Origin of the sequence: Sphingomonas humi (assembly GCF_039536725.1) — a bacterium.
In the GTDB taxonomy this organism is placed as follows: domain Bacteria; phylum Pseudomonadota; class Alphaproteobacteria; order Sphingomonadales; family Sphingomonadaceae; genus Sphingomicrobium; species Sphingomicrobium humi.
In genome coordinates this window covers 403,322-424,281 of the sequence record NZ_BAAAZD010000001.1, presented here as the reverse complement: position 1 = coordinate 424,281, position 20,960 = coordinate 403,322, and the positions used below count along the sequence as shown (strand labels likewise).

Annotated in this window: 22 protein-coding genes; 16 read left to right on the top strand and 6 right to left on the bottom strand. The window is 68.3% G+C overall.

The annotated features are described in order from the left end of the window. The 5 genes from ABD729_RS02045 to ABD729_RS02025 are packed head-to-tail and all read left to right on the top strand — an operon-like array spanning position 1 to position 3,009. Entirely contained in the window at positions 1–363 is a 363-nt protein-coding gene (locus tag ABD729_RS02045; protein WP_344708494.1) for a DUF1428 domain-containing protein, read from the top strand. Beyond that, on the top strand, positions 356–1,159 hold the full coding sequence (locus ABD729_RS02040) for a VOC family protein (RefSeq protein ID WP_344708493.1): 804 nt from the start codon (positions 356–358) through the stop codon (positions 1,157–1,159). Before ABD729_RS02045 ends, ABD729_RS02040 begins: the two co-directional genes overlap by 8 nt. Next, positions 1,156–1,653: a VOC family protein gene (locus ABD729_RS02035; RefSeq protein WP_344708492.1), complete on the top strand. Its 498-nt coding sequence runs from the start codon at positions 1,156–1,158 to the stop codon at positions 1,651–1,653. Before ABD729_RS02040 ends, ABD729_RS02035 begins: the two co-directional genes overlap by 4 nt. Further along, the gene (locus ABD729_RS02030; RefSeq protein ID WP_344708491.1) at positions 1,646–2,368 is read left to right on the top strand and encodes a dihydrofolate reductase family protein; all 723 of its coding nucleotides are present in this window, start codon (positions 1,646–1,648) and stop codon (positions 2,366–2,368) included. The genes ABD729_RS02035 and ABD729_RS02030 overlap by 8 nt, the downstream gene beginning before the upstream one ends. Then, positions 2,365–3,009 carry a glutathione S-transferase family protein gene (locus tag ABD729_RS02025; protein WP_344708490.1) on the top strand — a complete coding sequence of 215 codons (645 nt, stop codon included), beginning with the start codon at positions 2,365–2,367 and terminating at the stop codon, positions 3,007–3,009. The genes ABD729_RS02030 and ABD729_RS02025 overlap by 4 nt, the downstream gene beginning before the upstream one ends. Before the next feature lie 7 nt (positions 3,010–3,016). Here ABD729_RS02025 and ABD729_RS02020 read toward each other — a convergent pair whose 3' ends face one another. Next, positions 3,017–3,598, bottom strand: coding sequence for a DnaJ domain-containing protein (locus ABD729_RS02020; protein WP_344708489.1), 582 nt, complete (start codon positions 3,596–3,598; stop codon positions 3,017–3,019). A gap of 39 nt (positions 3,599–3,637) precedes the next feature. Between ABD729_RS02020 and ABD729_RS02015 the strand changes: the two genes are divergently transcribed. The 8 genes from ABD729_RS02015 to ABD729_RS01980 all read left to right on the top strand — a co-directional run bounded on the left by ABD729_RS02015 (position 3,638) and on the right by ABD729_RS01980 (position 12,612). Next, complete coding sequence (locus ABD729_RS02015; RefSeq protein ID WP_344708488.1) at positions 3,638–3,925, top strand: BolA family protein; 288 nt, start codon at positions 3,638–3,640, stop codon at positions 3,923–3,925. Continuing rightward, a complete protein-coding gene (locus ABD729_RS02010) occupies positions 3,922–4,824 on the top strand; it encodes a pirin family protein (protein WP_344708487.1) in 903 nt (300 codons plus the stop codon). The genes ABD729_RS02015 and ABD729_RS02010 overlap by 4 nt, the downstream gene beginning before the upstream one ends. Further along, on the top strand, positions 4,821–5,372 hold the full coding sequence (locus tag ABD729_RS02005; RefSeq protein WP_344708486.1) for a hypothetical protein: 552 nt from the start codon (positions 4,821–4,823) through the stop codon (positions 5,370–5,372). Before ABD729_RS02010 ends, ABD729_RS02005 begins: the two co-directional genes overlap by 4 nt. A gap of 5 nt (positions 5,373–5,377) precedes the next feature. Next, on the top strand, positions 5,378–6,277 hold the full coding sequence (locus ABD729_RS02000; RefSeq protein WP_344708485.1) for an alpha/beta fold hydrolase: 900 nt from the start codon (positions 5,378–5,380) through the stop codon (positions 6,275–6,277). An 11-nt stretch (positions 6,278–6,288) separates the two neighbouring features. After that, positions 6,289–6,756, top strand: coding sequence for a transcription antitermination factor NusB (nusB, locus tag ABD729_RS01995; RefSeq protein ID WP_344708484.1), 468 nt, complete (start codon positions 6,289–6,291; stop codon positions 6,754–6,756). Positions 6,757–6,850: 94 nt separating this feature from the next. After that, positions 6,851–7,786 (top strand): thiamine-phosphate kinase, encoded by a 936-nt coding sequence (gene thiL, locus ABD729_RS01990; RefSeq protein WP_344708483.1) that lies wholly within the window; start codon positions 6,851–6,853, stop codon positions 7,784–7,786. Between the two features lie 143 nt (positions 7,787–7,929). Continuing rightward, positions 7,930–10,089, top strand: coding sequence for a sodium-translocating pyrophosphatase (locus ABD729_RS01985; RefSeq protein ID WP_344708482.1), 2,160 nt, complete (start codon positions 7,930–7,932; stop codon positions 10,087–10,089). A 114-nt stretch (positions 10,090–10,203) separates the two neighbouring features. Beyond that, a complete protein-coding gene (locus ABD729_RS01980; RefSeq protein WP_344708481.1) occupies positions 10,204–12,612 on the top strand; it encodes a zinc-dependent metalloprotease in 2,409 nt (802 codons plus the stop codon). Between the two features lie 4 nt (positions 12,613–12,616). On the opposite strand, the gene ABD729_RS01975 is transcribed toward ABD729_RS01980, so the two are convergent. The 4 genes from ABD729_RS01975 to purD are packed head-to-tail and all read right to left on the bottom strand — an operon-like array spanning position 12,617 to position 14,883. Continuing rightward, positions 12,617–13,156 carry a hypothetical protein gene (locus ABD729_RS01975; RefSeq protein WP_344708480.1) on the bottom strand — a complete coding sequence of 180 codons (540 nt, stop codon included), beginning with the start codon at positions 13,154–13,156 and terminating at the stop codon, positions 12,617–12,619. Next, a complete protein-coding gene (locus ABD729_RS01970; protein ID WP_344708479.1) occupies positions 13,149–13,283 on the bottom strand; it encodes a hypothetical protein in 135 nt (44 codons plus the stop codon). Before ABD729_RS01970 ends, ABD729_RS01975 begins: the two co-directional genes overlap by 8 nt. Next, positions 13,283–13,630, bottom strand: coding sequence for a hypothetical protein (locus tag ABD729_RS01965; RefSeq protein ID WP_344708478.1), 348 nt, complete (start codon positions 13,628–13,630; stop codon positions 13,283–13,285). The genes ABD729_RS01970 and ABD729_RS01965 overlap by 1 nt, the downstream gene beginning before the upstream one ends. Then, positions 13,627–14,883, bottom strand: a complete 1,257-nt coding sequence (gene purD, locus ABD729_RS01960) for a phosphoribosylamine--glycine ligase (protein ID WP_344709615.1) — start codon at positions 14,881–14,883, stop codon at positions 13,627–13,629. Before purD ends, ABD729_RS01965 begins: the two co-directional genes overlap by 4 nt. Between purD and xseA the strand changes: the two genes are divergently transcribed. The 3 genes from xseA (at position 14,882) to ABD729_RS01945 (ending at position 19,626) form a co-directional block, all read left to right on the top strand. Then, entirely contained in the window at positions 14,882–16,279 is a 1,398-nt protein-coding gene (xseA, locus tag ABD729_RS01955) for an exodeoxyribonuclease VII large subunit (protein WP_344708477.1), read from the top strand. The genes purD and xseA overlap by 2 nt on opposite strands. A 15-nt stretch (positions 16,280–16,294) precedes the next feature. Then, on the top strand, positions 16,295–16,501 hold the full coding sequence (locus ABD729_RS01950; protein WP_344708476.1) for a DUF2093 domain-containing protein: 207 nt from the start codon (positions 16,295–16,297) through the stop codon (positions 16,499–16,501). Between the two features lie 200 nt (positions 16,502–16,701). Then, positions 16,702–19,626 carry a TonB-dependent receptor plug domain-containing protein gene (locus ABD729_RS01945; RefSeq protein ID WP_344708475.1) on the top strand — a complete coding sequence of 975 codons (2,925 nt, stop codon included), beginning with the start codon at positions 16,702–16,704 and terminating at the stop codon, positions 19,624–19,626. Between the two features lie 294 nt (positions 19,627–19,920). Here ABD729_RS01945 and ABD729_RS01940 read toward each other — a convergent pair whose 3' ends face one another. Next, on the bottom strand, positions 19,921–20,940 hold the full coding sequence (locus ABD729_RS01940; RefSeq protein WP_344708474.1) for a hypothetical protein: 1,020 nt from the start codon (positions 20,938–20,940) through the stop codon (positions 19,921–19,923). Positions 20,941–20,960 lie beyond the last annotated feature (20 nt).

The following is a 20,960-nucleotide window of genomic DNA, read 5'->3' as shown; positions in this document are numbered from 1 at the left end:
ATGAATTATGTCGACGGATTTGCCATTCCCGTGAAGCTTTCCGACAAGCAGGCCTTCATCGATCATGCGCGCCACATGGACGCGATCATGATCGAGGAAGGCGCGCTCCGGATCGTCGAATGCTGGGCCGACGACGTGTCCGAGGGCAAGCAGACCGACTTCTACCGCGCGGTCGATCGCCAGGACGGCGAAACGGTCTGCTTCTCGTGGATCGAGTGGCCCGACAAGGCGACCCGCGATGCCGCCTTCGGACGGATGATGCAGAATGAGGAGATGACCAACACGCCGATGCCGTTCGACGGCAAGCGGATGATCTTCGGCGGCTTCGTACCCGTCGTCCTGCTGGAGAAAGGCAATGGCTGATCAGACCGGCGCCTTCATCTGGTATGAACTGCTCACTCCCGATCCCGACGCCGCGAAGGCCTTTTACGACGCGGTGGTCGGCTGGGACATCGAACCCCAGCCCGCCGGGCCGCTCGACTATCGCATGATCCGGCATTCGGGCGGCGGCAATGCGGGCGGCGTGATGCGCCTCAGCCCGGACATGGCCAGCAACGGCGGCCGTCCGGTCTGGCTCGGCTATCTTGCGGTGGGCGATGTCGATTCAACGGTCTCTGCGGTCGTCGCGGACGGCGGGAAGGTGCACATGCCCCCGACCGACATGCCGGGGGTGGGGCGGATCGCGATGGTCACCGATCCCGCCGGCGCGCCGATGTACGTCATGCGGCCGACCCCGCCGCCCGGACAGCCCGACGCGGTCAGCGACGTCTTCTCGGTCGACCAGCCGCAGCACGTCCGCTGGAACGAGCTCACCACCAGCGATTCCGCCGTCGCCATCGACTTCTACCGCCGGCATTTCGGATGGACGCAGGAAGGCTCGATGCCGATGGGCCCGGCGGGCGACTACATGTTCGTCCAGCAGGGCGGGGTCGGGATCGGCGCCATCATGCCCAAGATGCAGCCCGACGCGCCGGTCGGCTGGACCTATTACATCGGGGTCGACGACATTGACCGGGCGACCGCGGCCGTGAACGCCGGCGGCGGCAAGGTGCTGATGGGCCCGCATGAAATCCCCGGCGGCGAATTTTCGCTGATCGGCGTCGATCCCCAGGGCGCCAGCTTCGGGCTGGTCGGTCCACGCAAGGGAGAACAGCAATGACCAATCCGCTCATCACCTGCCTGTGGTTCGACCATGGCGAAGCGCTCAAGTTTGCCGAGCATTACGCCGCCCTCTTCCCCGACAGCCGGGTGGAGAAGGTCAATCGCGCGCCGACCGATTTCCCGGGCGGGCATGCGGGGGCCGAGCTGACCGTCGAATTCACCCTCCTCGGCCGGTCCTTCGTCGGCCTCAACGGCGGTCCCAATTTCAAACCCAACATGGCCGTCAGCCAGATGGTCGTGACCGAGACGCAGGAAGAAACCGACCGTTACTGGAACACCATCGTCGGAGAGGGCGGCGAGGCGAGCGACTGCGGCTGGTGCACCGACCGCTGGGGCTACAGCTGGCAGATCACGCCGCGCATCCTGCTCGAAGGCACGACCAGCAGCGACCCCGCCGTCGCCAGCCGGGTGTTCGAAGTCATGATGACCATGCAGAAGTTCGATCACGCCAGGATCGAGGCCGCGCTCGCCGGAGAAACCGCCAATGCGTAGGATCCTCGGGTGCGCCTTCGTGTCGCTCGACGGCGTCATGCAGGCCCCCGGCGGCCCGACCGAGGATCCGACCGGCGGCTTCCGGCATGGCGGCTGGCTTCCCCAATTCTTCGACGAAGGGGTCGGCGAAGCGATCGACGGCTTCTTCCGGCAACCCTACGACCTGCTGCTTGGCCGGCGCACCTACGACATCTTCGCGGCTTACTGGCCCTATGTCGGGCAGGAGCCGCTGGGCGAGGGCGAAAAGTTCGACATGCTCGGCAAGACCGGGGAAGAGCAGGGCATGATCGCAATGGGCGACGCCTTCACCAAGGCGACCAAATATGTCCTGACCCGCAGCCATCCCGAGCTTGGCTGGTCCAACAGCCAGCGGGTCGGTAGCATGGAGGAACTGGCCGAGATCAAGCGCGGCGACGGACCCGACATGCTGATCCAGGGCAGCACCACCCTCTACCCGCAGCTGCTCGCCGCCGGGCTGATCGACCGCCTGACCCTGATGACCTTCCCGGCGCTGATCGGGGAGGGGAAGAAGATCTTCGGCGAGGGCACGCCGGCCAGGGCGATGAAGCTGGTCGACCAGAAGATCACGGGCGCCGGCGCGGTGATCGCCACCTACGAACCGGCCGGGGCGATCGAAGCCGGCTGGGCCGGCCCCCAGATCGTCAGCCCGCGCGAGGAAGCGCGGCAACAGGCAATGCAGGAGAATCGCTGGTGACGCTTACCCTCTACGGCCACGAATTCAGCAGTTACACCTGGAAGGCGCTGATCCCGCTGTGGGCCAACGACACGCCGTTCGACTTCCGCTCGGTCGAGCAGCATGGCGAGGAGTTCGCCGCGCTTGCGCCGTTCGGCCAGTTCCCGCTGCTGGTCGACGACAGCGAAGTGGTCGCCGAAAGCTCGCTGATCATCGAATATCTCGACCGTCGCCACCCCGGCCCCAACCGCTGGATCCCCGATGGCGATGAAGGCTTGCGGGTCCGTTTCCTCGACCGCGTGTTCGACCAGCGGATCATGGATACCGCGCAGGTCGCGGTCGCCAACGCGCTCCGCCCCGCCGACCACAAGGATCCCTATGGCGTCGAACAAGGCATGAAGCGCCTTCGCCGCAACTACGACTGGCTCGAAGGCCAGCTCGGCGAGGGGGGCTGGGCCGCCGGTGACAGCTTCACCATGGCCGACTGTGCCGCCGCACCCGCGCTCTTCTATGCCGACTGGATCGAACCGATCGGCCCGGACCGGCCGAGGCTCGCCGCCTATCGCGCCCGCCTGCTCGCGCATCGGGCGGTCAGCCGCGCGGTCGAACAGGCCCGCTCGTTCCGTCACTATTTCCCGCTGGGCGCGCCCGACCGGGATTGACCGGGCGTCAGGCGAAGGCCGGCGCCACCTTCAGCGTCTGCCAGGCGTCGATCACCCCGCGCAGCTTCGCCTCGTGGGTGCGGTCGCCGCCGTTGCGATCGGGATGATAGCGGCGGACCAGCACCGAATAGGCCTTGCGCACCGACGCCAGGTCCGCGTCGCTGCCGAGGCCGAGCACGCCGAGCGCGGCGCGTTCGGGTCCCGAAAAGCGGCTCTGCGGAGCCGCCGCTCCCGACCGTCCACGCCCGAAGCGCCCGCTGATCGCGTCCAGCGGATCGCGAAAGTCGCTCCACGCCGGGGCGGGGTCGGCGCCCGGCGCCTGCGCGAAGGCACGGGTCGAGCGTTCCCATCCGGCCAGCGGCGACTGGGCGGCCTCGATCTCCTCGGTGCTCATCCCGGCGAAGAAATTGTACCGCGCGTTGTGCTGGCGGACGTGCTCCAGGCACAGCCACTGCCACTCGCCCGGCCCGTCGAAGGTCGGCGCGGTCAGCGGAGCGCGGAATTCGCCCGGCTCGGGGCAGCCCGGAACGGCGCAATGCGCCGCCGCGCCTTCAACCCGGCCGTGAAACTTGGGAGATCGTGAAGCCATCAACCTGTCTTGTTCTGCAAGCGCTTGTATATAGGAGCCATGAACGCCTCTGACATGGGTCCGGTGGCCCGCGAAATGACCGCCCGGCTCCAATCGGCGCTTGCGCCTACCCGCCTGACGCTCCGCGACGACAGCGAGCAGCATCGCGGTCACGGCGGCTACCGCGGGGAAGGGGGCGAATCGCACTTCTTCCTGTCGGTCGAAAGCGCCGCCTTCGCCGGCCTCAACCGAGTCGCTCGCCAGCGTCTGGTCTACAAGGCGCTCGGCGACCTCATGCACCAGCAGGTCCACGCGCTCGCGATGGAAACGAAGGCACCCGGCGAATGACCAACGACAGCCCGATCCTGATGAGCCTCGCCCCGGTCAGCCACGACCTTGGCGGGTTCAAGGTCCACCGCACCCTGCCGCACAAGCAAAGGACGATGGTCGGGCCCTTCATCTTCTTCGACCAGATGGGTCCGGCCCGCCTCGGCGTCGATGAAGGGATCGACGTCCGCCCCCACCCGCACATCAACCTCGCCACCGTCACCTATCTGTTCGAAGGCGCGATCGACCACCGCGACAGCGTCGGTTCGATCCAGCGGATCGAACCGGGCGCGGTGAACCTGATGACGGCGGGCAAGGGCATCAGCCATTCGGAACGCTCGCCGGCGGACGAGCGCGCCGCCGGCCCGGTTCTGGACGGCATCCAGACCTGGCTCGCCCTGCCGCAGGCCAAGGAAGAACTCGACCCGGCGTTCGAACACACCCCCGCCAGCGCCATGCCGTGGATCGAAGGCGACGGTGTCCGCCTCAACCTCATCATGGGCGAAGCGTTCGGCGCGGTCTCGCCCGTGACCCAGCACCATCCCACCATCTACGCCGCGATCCACCTCGCGCCCGGCGCCAGCCTCGAACTCGACCGCGAGGCCGACGAGCGCGCGCTTTACCTGCTCGACGGGGATGCGGCGGTCGACGGCTTTGCGCTCGAACAGATGAACCTCGTCCTCCTTCGTCCCGGGGCCAAGCCGGTCCTCCGCTCCGAGCGCGGCTCCCGCCTGATGCTGGCCGGCGGCGCGCCGATGGACGGCGAGCGCCACGTGTGGTGGAATTTCGTCTCCAGCCGCCGCGACCGCATCCAGGAAGCCAAGCGTGCCTGGAAGGCGGGTGAGTTCGCGCTTCCTCCGCAGGACGATCACGAATGGATCCCGCTTCCCGAAGTCCCGCTGACGGTCAGCTACCCGTGAGGCTGCTTGCCGCCTTCGCCCTGCTGGCGACTGCCGTCCCCGTTGCGGCCCAATCGCGCCAGCAGGCGACCTTCACCTGCGTCGCGGACGCGAGCGGAGCGGGCCTCACCGCCCAGACCCGCCGCCTGCTCGACGGCCGCGGCGACCTTCGCCAGGGCTCCCTCACCACGATTACCCTGCCCCTGACCGGGGCCGGCGGCAGCCTGGAAGCGAGTTGGGAAGTGCGCTTCGGTCTGCCCAAGGTCGAACGCGGCACCTATCTCTTCCGCCTCCCGCCGCCGCTGCTCGCGACCTGGCAGCTTGCCGGCGCGCCCAAGCCGGTGCGCGCCAAGGACGGAGTGCTGACGCTGAGCGGCAAGCAGTTCAGCGCCATGTTGGCCGGCGGCGCGCCCATTGCGCTCGTCCTCGTCGGCCGCAACGGACAGGAACGGGCCCGCGCCACGCTTGACCGGCAGGCCTTCGACGTCGCCCTTGATCTCGTCCGCCAGGCCGACGCGCGCGCGCTGGCCAAGGCGTCCAGCTATCGTTCCACCTGCCCGCGGAGCTGATGCGCATGACGACCTTCACCCGCCACAGCCTTTCGACCGGGATCACCCTCAACGTCGGAACCGCCGGTCCCGAGGATGGCCCGGCCCTGGTCTTCCTCCACGGCTTTCCCGAAAGTCACCGCACTTGGCGCTCGCTCGTCCCGCTGCTCGAGGACGAATACCGCCTGATCATGCCTGACCAGCGCGGGTTCGCCGCCTCGGACGCGCCGCAGAATCCGGCCGACTACAGCACTGACAAGATCGTCGCCGACCTGTTCGCATTGGTCGACCGGCTCGGGCTCGACGATTTCACGCTCATTGGCCACGACTGGGGCGGGGCGGTCAGCTGGGCCGCCGCACTCCGCAACGACCCGCGCCTTAAGCGCCTCGTCATCATTAACGCGCCGCACCCGCTCCTCTTCCAGAAGAGCCTGATCGAGGACGCCGACCAGCGCGCCGCCTCGCAGTACATCACCGCCTTCCGCAATCCGGGCTTCGAAAAAGCGGTCGAGGCGATGGGTTGGGACGCCTTCTTCGACAAGAGCTTCAGCGGCCACGTCGACCTCGCCACGATCCCGCCCGAAGAGAAGGCAGAATATCTCGCCGAATGGAGCCAGCCGGGCGTCTTCACCGCCATGCTCAACTGGTACCGCGGCTCGGCGCTGACCGTTCCGCCGCCCGGCGTCACCCTCCCGTTGCCTGATTTCCTGCTGCGCGCCTTTCCGTCGGTGAAGGTCCCGACGCTCGTCATCTGGGGCATGCGCGACAAGGCGCTGCTGCCGCTCCAGCTCGACGGCCTCGACGCCCTGATCGACGACCTCACCGTCGAGCGGGTGCCCGACGCGGGGCATTTCGTGCCGTGGGAGAAGCCTGAGGCCGTCGCCGCACCCCTGCGGACTTTCCTTGCGCGCCATACGGAGGCATAGGGCCGCCCCTCATGTCTGCCCCAAAGAAACCCGCCCCGAAGCGCTCCCGCGCCCGCTCGGTCGCCCGGCTCAACGCCGTCCAGGCGCTCTACCAGCAGGAGATGGAAGGCCTCGCGACCCCGCTGCTCCTCAATGAATTCCACCGCCATCGCTTTGGCGAGACGATCGACGAGAACACCCTCGTCGACGCCGAGATGGACTTCTTCGACGACATCGTCCGCGGCGTCACCGCCCGCGCCGAGGAGATCGACGGCAAGATCACCGCGCGCCTTGCCGACGGCTGGAAGCTCGACCGCCTCGACCGCGCCATGCGCGCGATCCTCCGCGCCGGCACCTACGAGCTCATCGCCCGCCCCGACGTCACCGTCGGAACCGTGATTGACGAATATCTCGACGTCGCCCACGCCTTTTTCGGCGAAAAGGACGTCAAGTTCGTGAACGGCCTGCTCGACAAGGTCGCTGGGGACGTGCGGGCCTAGGCTCACTCGTCGTTGCGAGCGGAGCGAAGCAATCCATGGCTCGGCGCGCGCACGTGGATTGCTTCGTCGCTCCGCTCCTCGCAATGACAATCAGGTGAGCACCGAAGCTGCAGTCCTCGCCCGCCTGCGGGAGCTTGCCACCCATCCGGCGGCACGCGGCCTCGCCGACGACGTCGCGCTGCTCGGCGATCTGGTCCTCACCCACGACACCATCGTCGAGGGCGTGCACTACCTGCCGACCGATCCGCCCGAGAGCGTCGGGTGGAAGCTTGGCGCGGTGAACCTCTCCGACCTCGCCGCCAAGGGCGCCACTCCGGCCGGCGCGCTCCTTTCGCTCACGCTGCGCGGCAACGACGATTGGGACGAATGCTTTCTCGCCGGCCTGGCGGAGGTGTGCGAACGATTCGGCCTGCCTCTCCTCGGCGGGGACACCGTTGCGCTTCCGGCCGGCGCCCCGCGCGTCCTCGGCCTCACCGTTCTCGGCCGCGCCGGGGCGAGGGTTCCCGGCCGCTCGGGCGGCCAGGCCGGCGACTTCCTCTGGCTCGTCGGTCCGGTTGGTGACAGCGCCGCCGGGCTCGCCCAGCTGCTTGCCGACTCCGCCGCCAGCGGGCCCCTCGTCGACGCCTATCGCCGCCCGGATCCCTTGCTCGCGGCCGGCGCGCTGCTGGCCCCGCACGCCAGCGCGATGATGGACGTGTCGGACGGCCTTCTCCTCGACGCCCGACGTCTCGCCGCCGCCAGCGGCTGCGGCCTCAGGATCGACCTCTCCGTCCTGCCGCTCAGCCAGGCCTATCGCGAGGCACGCGGCGACGACCGTGCCGCCCGGCTGTTCGCCGCGACCGGCGGCGACGATTACGCCCTGCTCGCCGCGCTTCCTGCCGATCTCGATGCTTTAACGATCCTGAAAGGATGTTCGGCGAAGGTCGTCCGCGTCGGTGAACTGACGGAAGGCGATGCCTTCGTCCTCGTCGACAACCTCGGCCTCGTGCCGCTGCCGGAGCGACTTGGGTATGAGCATAACGCATCCTGAACTCGGCCGTATCGCGATCCTCGTTGCCGGGCTGCTGAGCGGCGGCCTGACCGCCTTCCTGCTGGCCTGATCCAGGGCGGCTAGACAGACCCGAATCGCCGCTTACAACTCCCCTCCACAACAGGATGGGGAACTGATTACCGATGACACTCGTGTTGATCGCGATCGGCTGCGGGCTGCTCGCTGTACTCTACGGCATCGTAACCTCCGGCCAGGTGCTTCGGCAGCCCGCCGGCAACCAGAAGATGCAGGACATCGCCGCCGCCATCCAGGAGGGTGCACAGGCCTATCTCGGCCGGCAATACACCACCATCGGCATCGTCGGCGTGGTCGTCGCCGTGCTGGTCTTCTTCTTCCTCGGCTCGGTCGCCGCGATCGGCTTCGTGGTCGGGGCCTTCCTGTCGGGCGTCGCCGGCTACATCGGGATGAACATCTCGGTTCGCGCCAACGTCCGCACCGCGGAAGCTGCGCGGGTGTCGCTCCAGGGCGGCCTCACCACCGCCTTCCGCTCCGGTGCCATCACCGGCATGCTGGTCGCGGGCCTCGCGCTCCTCGCCATCGCGTCCTTCTTCTACGTGCTGGTCGGCGTTCAGGGCCGCGCGCCCGACGACCGCGTGGTGGTCGACGCCCTCGTCGCACTGGCCTTCGGCGCCTCGCTCATTTCCATCTTCGCGCGCCTCGGCGGCGGCATCTTCACCAAGGCCGCTGACGTCGGCGCCGACCTCGTCGGCAAGGTCGAGGCCGGAATTCCCGAAGACGACCCCCGCAACCCGGCCGTGATCGCCGACAACGTGGGCGACAATGTCGGCGACTGCGCCGGCATGGCCGCCGACCTGTTCGAAACCTATGTCGTGACCGTCGGCGCCACCATGGTGCTGACCGCGCTGCTGGTGAATGCCACCGGCGCTGCCCTCACCGCGCTGATGAGCCTTCCGCTGCTGGTCGGCGGCGTCTGCATCATCACCTCGATCATCGGCACCTACATGGTCCGCCTCGGCAGCGGCCAGTCGATCATGGGCGCGCTCTACAAGGGCTTCTGGACCACCGCGATCCTCTCGATCCCGCTGATCTATTTCGCCACCGCTTATGCGCTGGGTGACATGAATGCGGTCATCGGCGGGCCCGAGGCGGCCGGCACCGACCTAACCGGCGCTGCCGCCGCGCAGACCGGCGGCTTTACCGGCATGGACCTCTTCTGGTGCATGATGATCGGCCTTGCCGTCACCGGCCTGCTGGTGTGGATCACCGAATATTACACCGGCACCAACTATCGTCCGGTGAAGTCGATCGCCAAGGCGTCGGAAACCGGTCACGGCACCAACGTCATCCAGGGCCTCGCGATCAGCCTTGAATCGACCGCCATGCCGACGATCGTGATCTGCGTCGCGATCATCGCCTCCTACCTCCTCGCCGGCCTGATCGGCATCGCCTTCGCGGCCACCGCGATGCTGGCGCTCGCCGGCATGGTCGTCGCGCTCGACGCCTACGGCCCGGTCACCGACAACGCTGGCGGCATCGCCGAAATGGCGCACATGGAGGATGAGGTCCGCACCCGCACCGACGCCCTCGACGCGGTCGGCAACACCACCAAGGCCGTGACCAAGGGCTATGCCATCGGCTCCGCCGCGCTGGCCGCGCTGGTGCTGTTCGGCGCCTACACCACTGACTTGAAGGAATTCTCGGGCAATCTCGGCATCGGCGCCAACAGCGTCGATTTCAGCCTGTCCAATCCTTACGTGGTGGTCGGCCTCCTGCTCGGCGCACTGCTGCCCTATTTGTTCGGGGCAATGGGCATGACCGCCGTCGGCCGCGCGGCCGGCGACGTGGTGCTCGACGTGCGCGACCAGTTCCGTAACAACCCGGGCATCATGGACGGCACCAGCCGCCCCAATTACGCCCGCACCGTCGACCTCGTCACCAAGGCTGCGATCCGGGAAATGATCATCCCTTCGCTGCTACCGGTGCTGACGCCGATCGCGGTCTTCTTCATCGTGTCGGCCGTGGCGGGCCGTGAACAGGGCTTCGCCGCCCTCGGCGCGCTGCTGCTGGGCGTGATCGTGTCGGGCCTGTTCGTCGCCATCTCGATGACTTCGGGCGGCGGCGCATGGGACAATGCCAAGAAGTATATCGAAGACGGCAATTACGGCGGCAAGGGCTCGGAAGCCCACAAGGCGGCCGTCACCGGTGACACCGTCGGCGATCCCTACAAGGATACCGCCGGACCGGCGGTGAACCCGATGATCAAGATCACCAACATCGTCGCCCTCCTGCTGCTCGCGGCTCTCGCCGGCCACGGCGGCTGAGGAACCTCGACACGCAAGAATGACAGGCCCCGCCGGCATCCACCGGCGGGGCTTTTCTTTTGCCTGCCTGCCAGTAGCGTTTCGTTCTTCCGGCCCGAGGGGAGGGGCCCACCCATGACCAGCCGCCGCCTGCACATCCTGTTCGCCGCCGCCCTGGCGAGCGCTTCGCCGCTTGCCCTCGCCCCGCCGGCCGCCGCACAGGCCGCTCCCGCTGAAGCGCCCCTGCTGGAGGTCAAGGCCGACCCCCTCACCGGCAAGATCATCGCCACCCTGCCCAGGCCCGGCGCCGATGGCACGTCGGGCCGCTACATCTACGTCAGCCAGCTCGAAACCGGGGTCGGCTCGGCCGCCGCGGTGCTCGATCGCAGCGCGCCGGGCGGCTCGCGCATCCTGGTCTTCCGCCGCCTCGGCAAGAAGGTTGCCGCCGAGATCGAGAACAACAAGTTCGTCGCCCTGTCCGGCACCCCGGCCGAGCAGGCGGCGGTGCGCGGCTCCTTCGCCGGATCGACCATCTGGATGGGCGAGGTCGCGTCCACCAACAAGGACGGCAGCTTCACCGTCGACCTCGCTAGCTTCCTCGCCCGCGACGACCTCGGCATCGTCCAGCGGCTGAAGGAAGGCGGCGCAGGCGACTTCAAGCTGGTCGGCGACCTCAGCGCCGCCGATCCCAATTTTGTGAAGAGCTTTCCGAAAAACGTCGAGCTTGCCGCACGCCTCACCTTCCGCTCCGACGATCCCGGGGCGGAAATCGCCAACATCATTCCCGATTCGACGCTCAGCATCACGCTGCGCCATTCGCTGATCGCCCTGCCCGAACCCGGCTACGTGCCGCGCACCGACCCGATCGGCTTCTCGCTCGGCCGCCAGCAGCTCGATTATTTAAAGCCGCTCGGCGCCGGGATCGTCACCGACCTCGCCCGCCGCTTCCGGCTCGACAAGACCGATCCTGCCGCCGCCCGCTCGCCGGTCCGGAAGCCGATCACCTTCTACATCGACCCCGGCGCGCCCGAGCCGGTCCGCACCGCGCTCCGCGAAGGCGTAAGCTGGTGGGCGCAGGCGTTCGACGCCGCGGGCTTCATCGATGCGTTCAAGGTCGACATCCTGCCCGCGGGCGCCGACCCGCTCGATGTCCGCTACAATGTCGTCAACTGGGTCAACCGCGCCACCCGCGGCTGGTCTTACGGCGCCGCGATCGACGATCCCCGGACGGGGGAGATCATCAAGGGTTCGGTCATGCTCGGCTCGCTTCGCGCGCGGCAGGACATGCTGATCTTCCAGGCGCTGGTCGGGGCGAGGCTGACCGGGACCGGCGATCCGGACGACCCGCTCACCGCCACCGTCGCGCGGCTCCGCCAATTGGGCGCGCACGAGGTCGGCCACTCGATCGGGCTCAGCCATAACATGGGCGCAAGCTCGCAGGGGCGGGGCTCGGTGATGGATTATCCCGGACCGCGCGTGATCCTCGTCAACGGCGTGCCGTCCCTCCGCGACGCCTATGGCACGGGGCTCGGCGCCTACGACAAATGGGCGATCGACTGGCTGTACGGTGCCCGCACGGATGCCGAGGCCCGGCCCAAGCTGGCCGAAGCGCGCGCGCGCAACATCCGCTTCGTCGCCGACGGAAACGACAGCCGCTCGGTCGGTTCGGCCCAGCCCAATGGTGCGATCTGGGACGATGGCAGCGACAGTATCGCCGAGCTCCGCCGCGTCATGCAGGTCCGCGCCGTCGCGGTCTCGCGGTTCGGTGAGAATGCACTTCCGGCGGGCGAGGCACTGTCCGGCCTGCGCCGCGCCTTCGTGCCGATCTGGCTGCTCCACCGCTATCAGGTCGAGGCTGCGTCGAAGCAGCTCGGCGGCGTCGATTTCCCCTATGCGCTCGCGGGCGAGGGCCTGCGCGCCGCGCCCGTCCCCGGCGCCACCCAGCGCGCCGCCCTCGACGCCCTGCTAGAGACGCTCCGCCCCGAGGCGCTGACGGTGCCCCAGCCGCTCCAGCTCGCCATGTCCTCCGGATATGGCGGCAGCGAGGATCGTCAGACGGAGATCGAAATCATCCCGACCAGCGGCGGCACGGTGTTCGATCCTTTGAAGGCCACCGAGGTCGCGGCCGTCCAGACGTTGAACGCCCTGCTCAACCCGGACCGGTTGAACCGCCTCGAAAGCCAGCATGGTGCCGACCCGTCAGTGCCTTCACCCTCGGACGTGGCCGAGCGGCTGATCGAGCAATCCTTTGCTGCCACCGACCGCGACGTCGGCCGGCGCATCGCGACGACAGCCGTCCTGTCGCTCGCCCGCGCCCAGCGCAGCGCAACCCTCTCGCCGGCCATCGCGCTGGCGATGTCGGCCCAGCTCGACCGCCTGGCCGAGCGGCTGCGCCGTCAGCGCGGGGACGACGTCCGCGCCGACTGGAGCCGCGGCCTTGCGGCGATGCTCAGCGACCGGCAGGCGCTCGACAAGGCGATCGCCGATCCGGCCCGGCTGCCGCGCGTGCCGCCGGGAATGCCGATCGGGATGGAAGAAGGCTGAACGCCTAGAGCTTGCCGAACGCCGCTTCGTATCCGGCCTGGTCGCCGCGGGCGAGGTAGGCGGCCTGCTCGACCACCCGGTCGCGGGTCAGACGGCCCTTGAAGGCGCCCAGATCGGCATCGATCGCGGTGACCTCATCCGGGGTCAGCGCGGCGATCTGTTCGAAGCGGATCAGGCCGCGCGCTTCCAGCAGGCCGGCGAGCTTGGGGCCGACGCCCTTCATCCGTTGCAGATCGTCGGGGACGCCGCGGCTGCCCGGCAGGTTGGAATGGACCTGCGCGCCAAGGAACTGGCCGACCACGTCGCTCGCCGCTGCCGCCACCTCGTCACCGACCGCCTCGCCCTCGCCGCCATGATCGCTGTCACGCGGCGACGGGACTTCGTGCCGCTGCTCGACCGCTGTCATGTGCGGCCGCACCGGCGCTTCGGCCTTGCTCAGCGTCACGCGCTGCTTGGGACGACGGAAGGCGACCAGCCCGACGATCAGGCCAATGGCGACCGCGACCAGGATCATCGGCCAATAAGCGTTCAGAAGTTCACTCATTCCAGTCATTCCATCCTCTGGACTGTCGCCGGCGGTGAAGCTCGGCGAGATAGGCGATGAACAGGCCGCCGCCGAAGCCGACGAGGCCCAGCAGTGCCGCTTCGATAAACAGGGGCAGGCTCGGCATCAGCGTTGCGCTCCGGCCAGGGGGCCCTGGTGCTGCGGGAAATTGTTGATGACCGGGCTCGACGGGTCCCAGCGCACCTCGTTGACGCCCTTGAGCGCGCCGACCTTTTCGACCAGCGCCCGGCGCTGGAAGTCGTCCGCCGGGCCGTTCAGGATCACCCGGCGGGTCAGCGGCGCATCGTCCATCCGCGCCGTCACCTGCGGCAATTCGTAATAGTCGAGGAGGGCGCGCGCCTCGCGCTCGACATCGCCCCGCACTTCCTCCGCTGCGCCCAGCGGGCCGTGCCACAGTTCGGCAACCCCGACCGTCGCCAGCGCGCCGAGCACGATCATGGTCTTGCGCTTCATCGCGTTCGCTCCAGCTCTCGCCAGCCGATGTCGCGGCGGTGGAAACCGTCGGCAAATTCGATCGCATCGACGCCCTGATAGGCGCGGGCCCGCGCTTCGGCGAGCGTGTCGCCCAGCGCGGTCACCGCCAGCACCCGCCCGGCGGCCGACAGCAAGGCGCCCGATCCGTGCCGCGCCGTACCCGCGTGGAATACCGTCACGCCGGGCACCCGCTCGGCCGCCTCGATCCCGTCGATCAGTCCGCCCTTCCGCGGCGTTCCGGGATAGCCCTCGGCGGCGATGATCACCGTCATGCTGTGCTGCGCGCTCAGCTCGGGCTGGACCTCGCCCAGCCGCCCTTGCGCGACGCTCAGCAGCAGCGCCGCCAGATCGCCCTTGAGCCGCGGCACGATGCCCTCGCACTCGGGATCGCCGAACCGGACGTTATATTCGATCAGCTTGGGTCCCTCGGCGGTCAGCATCAGCCCGGCATAAAGCACGCCCGAGAAGGGTGTTCCCGCCCGCGCCATGGCGATCGCGGTCGGCATCACGATCTCGGCCATCGCCCGCGCCTCGAGCTCGGGGGTCAGGACGGGCGCGGGGGAGTAGGCGCCCATCCCGCCGGTGTTCGGCCCGGTGTCGCCTTCGCCCACGCGCTTGTGATCCTGCGCACTGGCGAGCGCAATCGCCTTGCTGCCGTCGACCAGGGCGAACAGGCTGGCCTCCTCGCCTTCGAGGAATTCCTCGATCACCAGCGGCGCCCCGCCAAGCGCCCGTACCGCTTCCTCGGCTTCGTCGCGTGTCATGGCGACGGTGACGCCCTTGCCCGCGGCCAGCCCGTCGGCCTTGATCACTACCGGCAGCCCGAAATCATTGAGGCCGTCGAGCGCCGCTTCGGTGTCGGCCAGCCGCACGAACCGCGCGGTCGGAATGCCTTCCGCCGCGCACAGGTCCTTGGTGAAGCCCTTGCTGCCTTCCAGCATCGCCGCCGCTGCCGAGGGGCCGAACACCGGAATGCCAACTTTGCGGCACGCGTCCGCAACGCCGGCGACGAGCGGGGCTTCGGGTCCCACCACCACCAGACCGATATTGCGCTCCTGCGCTGCGGCCACCACCTTGTCGGGGTCGGCCGGATCGATCGCCAGGCACTCGGCCCAGCGCGCGATTCCAGGGTTGCCCGGCGCGGCGAACAGTTCGCCGCAGCTTGGTGATTGCCTCAATCCCTGGCCAAGCGCATCTTCGCGCCCGCCAGAGCCCAGCAGCAGGATATTGATGACCGAGTTCGACATGCCCGCCGGCCTCCTAGCCGAGGGAAGGCAAGGCGACAATTCGCCGCCGATGAGTGTCGGCGATCTGGCTTCGGCGGTGAAGCGCACGGTCGAGGACCGTTTCGGCCGGATCCGAGTCCGCGGCGAGATCTCGGGCTGGAAGCGACACAGCTCGGGCCATTGCTACTTCACCCTCAAGGACGATTCCGCCTGCATCGACGCGGTCATCTGGCGCGGGCAGGCCGCCGGCCTCGCCTTCCGGCCCGAGGACGGGGCAGAGGTCATCGCCACCGCCAAGATCACCACCTATCCGGCGCGCTCCAAATATCAGCTGGTGGTCGAACGGATGGAACTGGCGGGCGAGGGGGCGCTGATGGCGCTGCTCGAACGCCGCCGCCGCGCGCTCGCCGCCGAAGGGCTGTTCGACCCTGCCCGCAAGCGCGCGCTGCCGTTCCTGCCGAGGGTCATCGGCGTGGTCACTTCGCCCACCGGCGCGGTCATCCGCGATATTCTCCACCGGCTCGAGGATCGCTGCCCGACCCGGGTCATCGTCTGGCCGGTGCCGGTGCAGGGGGAGGGGGCGGCTGCCAAGATCGCCGCCGCCATCCGCGGCTTTGCCGATTATGAAACCCGGCCCGACCTCCTCATCGTCGCGCGCGGCGGCGGGTCGATCGAGGATCTGTGGGCCTTCAACGAGGAGGAGGTCGTCCGCGCCGCCGCGCAATCGCCGATCCCGCTGATCAGCGCCGTCGGCCACGAAACCGATACCACGCTGATCGACCATGCGTCCGACCTTCGCGCGCCGACACCCACTGCCGCCGCGGAAATTGCGGTGCCGGTCCGGGCCGAACTGCTCGCGCTGCTCGACGAACTTTCCGCCCGCAAGCGGCGCTGCCTGACCAAGCGCGCCAGCGACGCCCGCGAACGCCTTGCCCTGACCGCCTGCCGCTGGCCCGGCGCCGAAACCTTGCTCGGGACCCGGCGCCAACGCCTCGACGAGGTGGGTGAGCGTTTGCCGCGGGGCCTTTCCGCCCGCGCCCACAAGGCCGCGGCGCTGATGAACCTCACCGCCGCGCGCCTGCGTCCCGATCTTCTCGCCCAGAAGCTCGCCCGCGCGGGCGACCAGCTTGTCAGCGCGGCCAAGATGCTTCCCCTCGTCCATCCCGACCGCCCGCTCGGCCGCGGTTTCGTGCGGGTGACGGCGGCGGCGGACGGCCGCACCCTCACCCACGCCGCCGATGCCCGCGCCGCCGGGCGGCTGCTGCTGCGATTCGGCGACGGTGAGCTTCCCGCCAGCGTCGACGGCTCCGCCGAATCCGCTCCGCCCCCCGCGCCGAAGGCCAAGGTTGAGCGCGGGCGCCCGCGTCCCTATGTGCCGCCCCAGCCCAATCTTTTCGACTGACACAGGACCGACGACATGCTGATGCAGGGCAAGGGCCGCGAGGCGCGGATCCACTATATGGCCGGCACCTTCCGCCTGCTCAGCGATGGCGACCATGTTCCGTGCGCGGTGACCGGCGCGCGCATCCCATTGGAAGAATTGCGCTATTGGAGTGTTGCGCGGCAGGAACCCTATGTCGACGCCGCCGCCAGCCTCGCCGCGGAGGAGCGCGCCAGGCGCTAGGCCAGGTCCGCGCGGCGGCCTTCGTCAGGCAGGCCACACCCGTCTTAACAATGTAGTAATATTGCCACAGGACGGGGACGAAACGGTCTCTGTGCAGCGCGGCGCATTGCGGCCCTTACCCTCACAACTGTAGGTCACCCCGGCTTAAAGGATTCTGGGAGCTCCCTTGTGGGGCCCCGAGAGCGACGGGGAGATACTCAATGCGTTTTAAGAACAAGCTGATGACCACGAGCCTGCTCGTCGGCACCAGCGTGCTGGCGACGCCTGCATTTGCGCAGTCTGGCCAGCCGGCACCGGCCGTCACCACCCAGGCTGACCCGCAGGTCCAGGCCGATCAGGCCGAGCCGACCGCCGAGAGCGAAGTCGTCATCACCGGTACCCTGATCCGCAACCCGAACCTCGTCGCATCGTCGCCGGTGAACGTCGTCAACGAAGCGGAAATCACGCTTCGTGCGCCGAACAACGCCGAAGAACTGATCCGCCGCATTCCGGGCGTCACCCCGGGCATCGGCAGCCAGGTCAACAACGGCTCCAACGGCATCAACAGCGTCGACCTTCGCGGCCTCGGCACGCAGCGCAACATCGTGCTGCTCGACGGCAACCGCATCGTCCCGACGCTCGCCAACGGCGCGACCGACCTTAACGTCATCCCGGTGGCCCTGATCAGCCGCGTCGACGTGCTGACCGGCGGCGCTTCGACCACCTACGGCGCCGACGCCGTGTCGGGTGTCGTCAACTTCATCACCAACCGCAACTTCTCGGGCATCGACGCCCGCGCGGCCTACAAGCTCACCGAGCGCGGTGACGGCCAGTCGCACCGCGTCGACCTCACCATCGGCGGCAACTTCGCCGAGGACCGCGGCAACGCCGTGATCAGCTTCGGCTACACCAAGGTCGAGCCGGTCTATCAGACCCGTCCGTTCGCGCTGTTCGGCATCTCGAGCCGCACCGGTGCGGCGTCGGGTTCGTCGGCCACCACCACGCCGACCAACATCAACTTCGGCGGCACCACCGGCTACCAGCAGCTGAACCCGGGCGGCACGGCCTTCGTCCCTTATTACGAAGGCTTCAACTTCAACCCGTACAACATCTTCCAGACTCCGCTGGAGCGGAAGAGCGCCTACGGTGCGGCCACCTACGAAATCGCTGACGGCATCGAATTCTATGCCCGCGGCCTGTTCTCGTCGAACGAGATCAGCTCGATCATCGCTCCGTCGGGTATCTTCGGTAACCCGCTGGTCGTGAACGCCAACAACCCGTATCTGACCCCGGCTCTGCGCGATCAGATCTGCACGTTCAACGGCATTGCCCTCGGCACTGCCTGCACCAGCCGCACCGGCAGCACGGCGACCACCGGTCTCCCGCTCCCGGCCGTGTATCGCCGCCTTGTCGAACTCGGGCCGCGTATCGGTAACTACCAGAACAACGTGTACGACGCCCGCGTCGGCACCCGGTTCGACGTCACCTCGAGCTCGTCGCTCGACCTGTCGCTCAGCTACGGCAAGTCGGAGCAGAACCAGACCAACTCGGGCTACGTCCTGAACAGCCGCGTGCAGCAGGCGCTTCTCGCCACCAGCACCACGGCCTGCACCGTGACGACCGCAAGCTGCGTTCCGCTCAACCTGTTTGGCCCGACCGGCAGCATCACGCCTGCGCAGGTCGCCTTCATCCAGGGTTCGGCCAACATCGCGATCGACACCCAGCTGCAGCAGGCCCGTGCGCTCTACTCGGGCGACCTCGGCTTCTCGGCTCCGTGGGCGTCGAACCCGGTCAGCTTCGCGCTCGGCGGCGAATATCGTCGTTACACCTACGACCGCGTGCCTGACGCGCGTTCGCAGGATCCGTCGGAACTCGGCGGCGCCGGCGGCGCGGTTCTTCCGTTCAGCGGCGGCTACAACGTCAAGGAAGCCTATGCCGAGCTGATCGCGCCGATCGCCTCGGACAAGCCGTTCTTCGACGAACTGACCCTCGAAGCGGGTGTCCGTTATTCGGATTACAAGCTGACCACCGGTCAGGGCTTCGACGCCACCACCTACAAGGTCGGTGCGACCTGGCAGCCGGTCGATGCGATCCGCCTGCGTGGTAACTACCAGCGCGCGGTTCGCGCCCCGAACATCGGCGAACTGTTCGCGCCGAACGTCACGGGCCTGACCAACCTGCAGGTCGATCCCTGCGCCCTGACCAACCCGGTCGGCAACGCCAACCTGATCGCTACCTGCCTTGCGCAGGGCGCTCCGGCTGGCCAGATCGGCGTCATCCCGAACCCGGTTGCGGGCCAGGCCAATGGCACCGGTGGCGGCAACGCCAACCTGACCCCGGAAAAGGCCGACACCTACACCCTCGGTGTGGTGGTCACGCCCAAGAGCATCCTTCCGGGCTTCTCGGCCAGCCTCGACTACTACAATATCGACATCAACAGCGCGATCACCGCTCCGACCCCGGGCGACTCGCTGGCGGCCTGCTTCAACTCGCCGTCGCCGACCAGCGCTGCCTGCTTGGCCATCCGTCGTAACCCGGTCTCGGGTGCGCTGAGCGGTCCGACCGGCACCGTCGCCGGCCTCCCGCTCTACTCGACCAACCAGGGCCGCCTGCGGACCAACGGCTTCGACTTCACGGCCAACTACGATCGCGACCTCGGTCCGGTCCGCCTCGGCCTCAACCTGTCGGGCAACTACACCCGCTCGCTGAAGTTCAAGGCGACGCCGACCAGCTACGACCGTGAGTGCGCTGGCTACTTCAGCGCGAACTGCGGCCCGAGCCTCGGTCAGGTCCAGCCGAAGTGGTCGTGGACGCAGCGCACCAGCCTCGGCTTCGGTGCTGCGACCCTGTCGCTGCTGTGGCGCCACATCGGCGAGGTGAACTACGAAGGCACCGCTGCCGACTTCCTGCAGCGTGGCTTCTCGGGCACCAACTGCGCTGCCACCGGCAACCCGGGCAACAGCTGCAGCCGCTACCTGTTCCGCGGTGCGGTCACCAACCAGGCTCCGGCCAAGTCGGCGCTCGCAGGCAAGACCTACGACTTCAACACGATCAAGGCCTTCGACTACTTCGACCTGAACGCCCAGTTCGACATCGAGCGTCGCTTCCAGCTGACCCTCGGCGTGCTGAACCTGTTCGACAAGTAGCCGCCGATCACCGGCTCTGCCTCGGGCAGCACCACGGCGAACAGCGGCAACACCTTCCCGTCGACCTACGACCCGCTGGGCCGTTCGTACTCGGCGTCGGTGCGCGTGAAGTTCTAAGCTTCACAGCCAAGTCGTTGAAAATGCGAGGGGGCGGCCGAAAGGCTGCCCCCTTTGCTTTGGGGTGAAGCCCCGACCGGCAATGCCTGGATAAAAAGGAGCCGGCGGCGCCACGACCACACGCACCACCGCCAGCAATGTCTCGATCATCCGAGCCCGGCGAACCGCCGGCCGCCGTCAGCCCAGCAGCGGAAGCGGGCCGCTCATCGGCACGCCGGCATTCTCCGCCACGGCCCTTGCCCATTCGAGGACCTTGGCGATCTCGTCCTCATACTGCCCGACCGCTTCCACCTGAGCCGCCTTGCGGTCGGCAGCGGAATAGCGCTCGCCCTGCGGGTTCTTGGCGTTGCGCGAAAAGACGGTGGCGATCACCCGCCCACGATCCTCGTCGCTGCATGCCACCCCGAACAGCTGGTCGAGCGCGGCAAGCGCCTCGTGCGGGCGTTCCAGCAACACTTCACTGTCAAGTGATCGCACCCGCTCGGGAAACTTCGCGGCCAGGCGGTGGTAAAGCGCATGCTGCGCCAGCCAGCCGACCGCCGCGACCTGCAGGTCGGTCTGCAGGAAATAGTCTTCCGCGCTGAAGCCCGGCAGCACCAGTTGTTCGCGCAGCTGCTTGGACAAGAGGTCGCGCACCCAGCGCCGGCCCCACAGTCCCTTCTTGGCGATCGATCCGAGATAGACCTCCAGCGGCGCATAAAGCAGCAACGCCCGCGCTTCGGGCTGCATCGCCAGCAGCGCCGGGGCAAAGCCGTTGACCACGTTGGACGGCTTGATGATGCACCGCTCGCCGCGCTCGAACGGCCGTGCCAGCAGCTCCACCGCCTCACCCAGCATCGGGCCGAGCCGCTCGGGCGGTGCGCCGCGATGGCGCCAGCCGACCAGGTCGTTGAGGATCACCGGCTCCTTCAGGCTGAACGCCTGGCCGGGCCGGTCATAGGCATTGGCAAGCAGGGTCGAGCAGCAATAGGCCGAGTGGAAGATGAACTGCGCGGGCACTGCCGCGGTGCGAAGCGCGGCAAGGTCGGCGCGGCGGATCACCTGCGGTTCGCCGGGGCCGCCCAGCTCCTCGTCGGTCAGGAACGGCACCCGCGCCCGGGTCGCCCGGTCCACCCGCCGAAGGTGCACGGCATCGTGGGTCGGGTCGTAGCGGTGGGCGAGCCAGTCCGGACCGAGCGCATTCATGGCCGCGTTCATGCGGGACCATACGCCCTCAC

What these genes read in the sequence shown, in the direction of transcription:
- ABD729_RS02045 (WP_344708494.1), top strand. Translation starts at nt 1, where the DNA reads ATGAATTATGTCGACGGATTTGCCATTCCCGTGAAGCTTTCCGACAAG.
- ABD729_RS02040 (WP_344708493.1), top strand. Translation starts at nt 356, where the DNA reads ATGGCTGATCAGACCGGCGCCTTCATCTGGTATGAACTGCTCACTCCC.
- ABD729_RS02035 (WP_344708492.1), top strand. Translation starts at nt 1,156, where the DNA reads ATGACCAATCCGCTCATCACCTGCCTGTGGTTCGACCATGGCGAAGCG.
- ABD729_RS02030 (WP_344708491.1), top strand. Translation starts at nt 1,646, where the DNA reads ATGCGTAGGATCCTCGGGTGCGCCTTCGTGTCGCTCGACGGCGTCATG.
- ABD729_RS02020 (WP_344708489.1), bottom strand. Translation starts at nt 3,598, where the DNA reads ATGGCTTCACGATCTCCCAAGTTTCACGGCCGGGTTGAAGGCGCGGCG.
- ABD729_RS02015 (WP_344708488.1), top strand. Translation starts at nt 3,638, where the DNA reads ATGAACGCCTCTGACATGGGTCCGGTGGCCCGCGAAATGACCGCCCGG.
- ABD729_RS02010 (WP_344708487.1), top strand. Translation starts at nt 3,922, where the DNA reads ATGACCAACGACAGCCCGATCCTGATGAGCCTCGCCCCGGTCAGCCAC.
- ABD729_RS02000 (WP_344708485.1), top strand. Translation starts at nt 5,378, where the DNA reads ATGACGACCTTCACCCGCCACAGCCTTTCGACCGGGATCACCCTCAAC.
- nusB (WP_344708484.1), top strand. Translation starts at nt 6,289, where the DNA reads ATGTCTGCCCCAAAGAAACCCGCCCCGAAGCGCTCCCGCGCCCGCTCG.
- ABD729_RS01985 (WP_344708482.1), top strand. Translation starts at nt 7,930, where the DNA reads ATGACACTCGTGTTGATCGCGATCGGCTGCGGGCTGCTCGCTGTACTC.
- ABD729_RS01980 (WP_344708481.1), top strand. Translation starts at nt 10,204, where the DNA reads ATGACCAGCCGCCGCCTGCACATCCTGTTCGCCGCCGCCCTGGCGAGC.
- ABD729_RS01975 (WP_344708480.1), bottom strand. Translation starts at nt 13,156, where the DNA reads ATGAGTGAACTTCTGAACGCTTATTGGCCGATGATCCTGGTCGCGGTC.
- ABD729_RS01970 (WP_344708479.1), bottom strand. Translation starts at nt 13,283, where the DNA reads ATGCCGAGCCTGCCCCTGTTTATCGAAGCGGCACTGCTGGGCCTCGTC.
- ABD729_RS01965 (WP_344708478.1), bottom strand. Translation starts at nt 13,630, where the DNA reads ATGAAGCGCAAGACCATGATCGTGCTCGGCGCGCTGGCGACGGTCGGG.
- xseA (WP_344708477.1), top strand. Translation starts at nt 14,882, where the DNA reads ATGACCGAGTTCGACATGCCCGCCGGCCTCCTAGCCGAGGGAAGGCAA.
- ABD729_RS01950 (WP_344708476.1), top strand. Translation starts at nt 16,295, where the DNA reads ATGCTGATGCAGGGCAAGGGCCGCGAGGCGCGGATCCACTATATGGCC.
- ABD729_RS01945 (WP_344708475.1), top strand. Translation starts at nt 16,702, where the DNA reads ATGCGTTTTAAGAACAAGCTGATGACCACGAGCCTGCTCGTCGGCACC.
- ABD729_RS01940 (WP_344708474.1), bottom strand. Translation starts at nt 20,940, where the DNA reads ATGAACGCGGCCATGAATGCGCTCGGTCCGGACTGGCTCGCCCACCGC.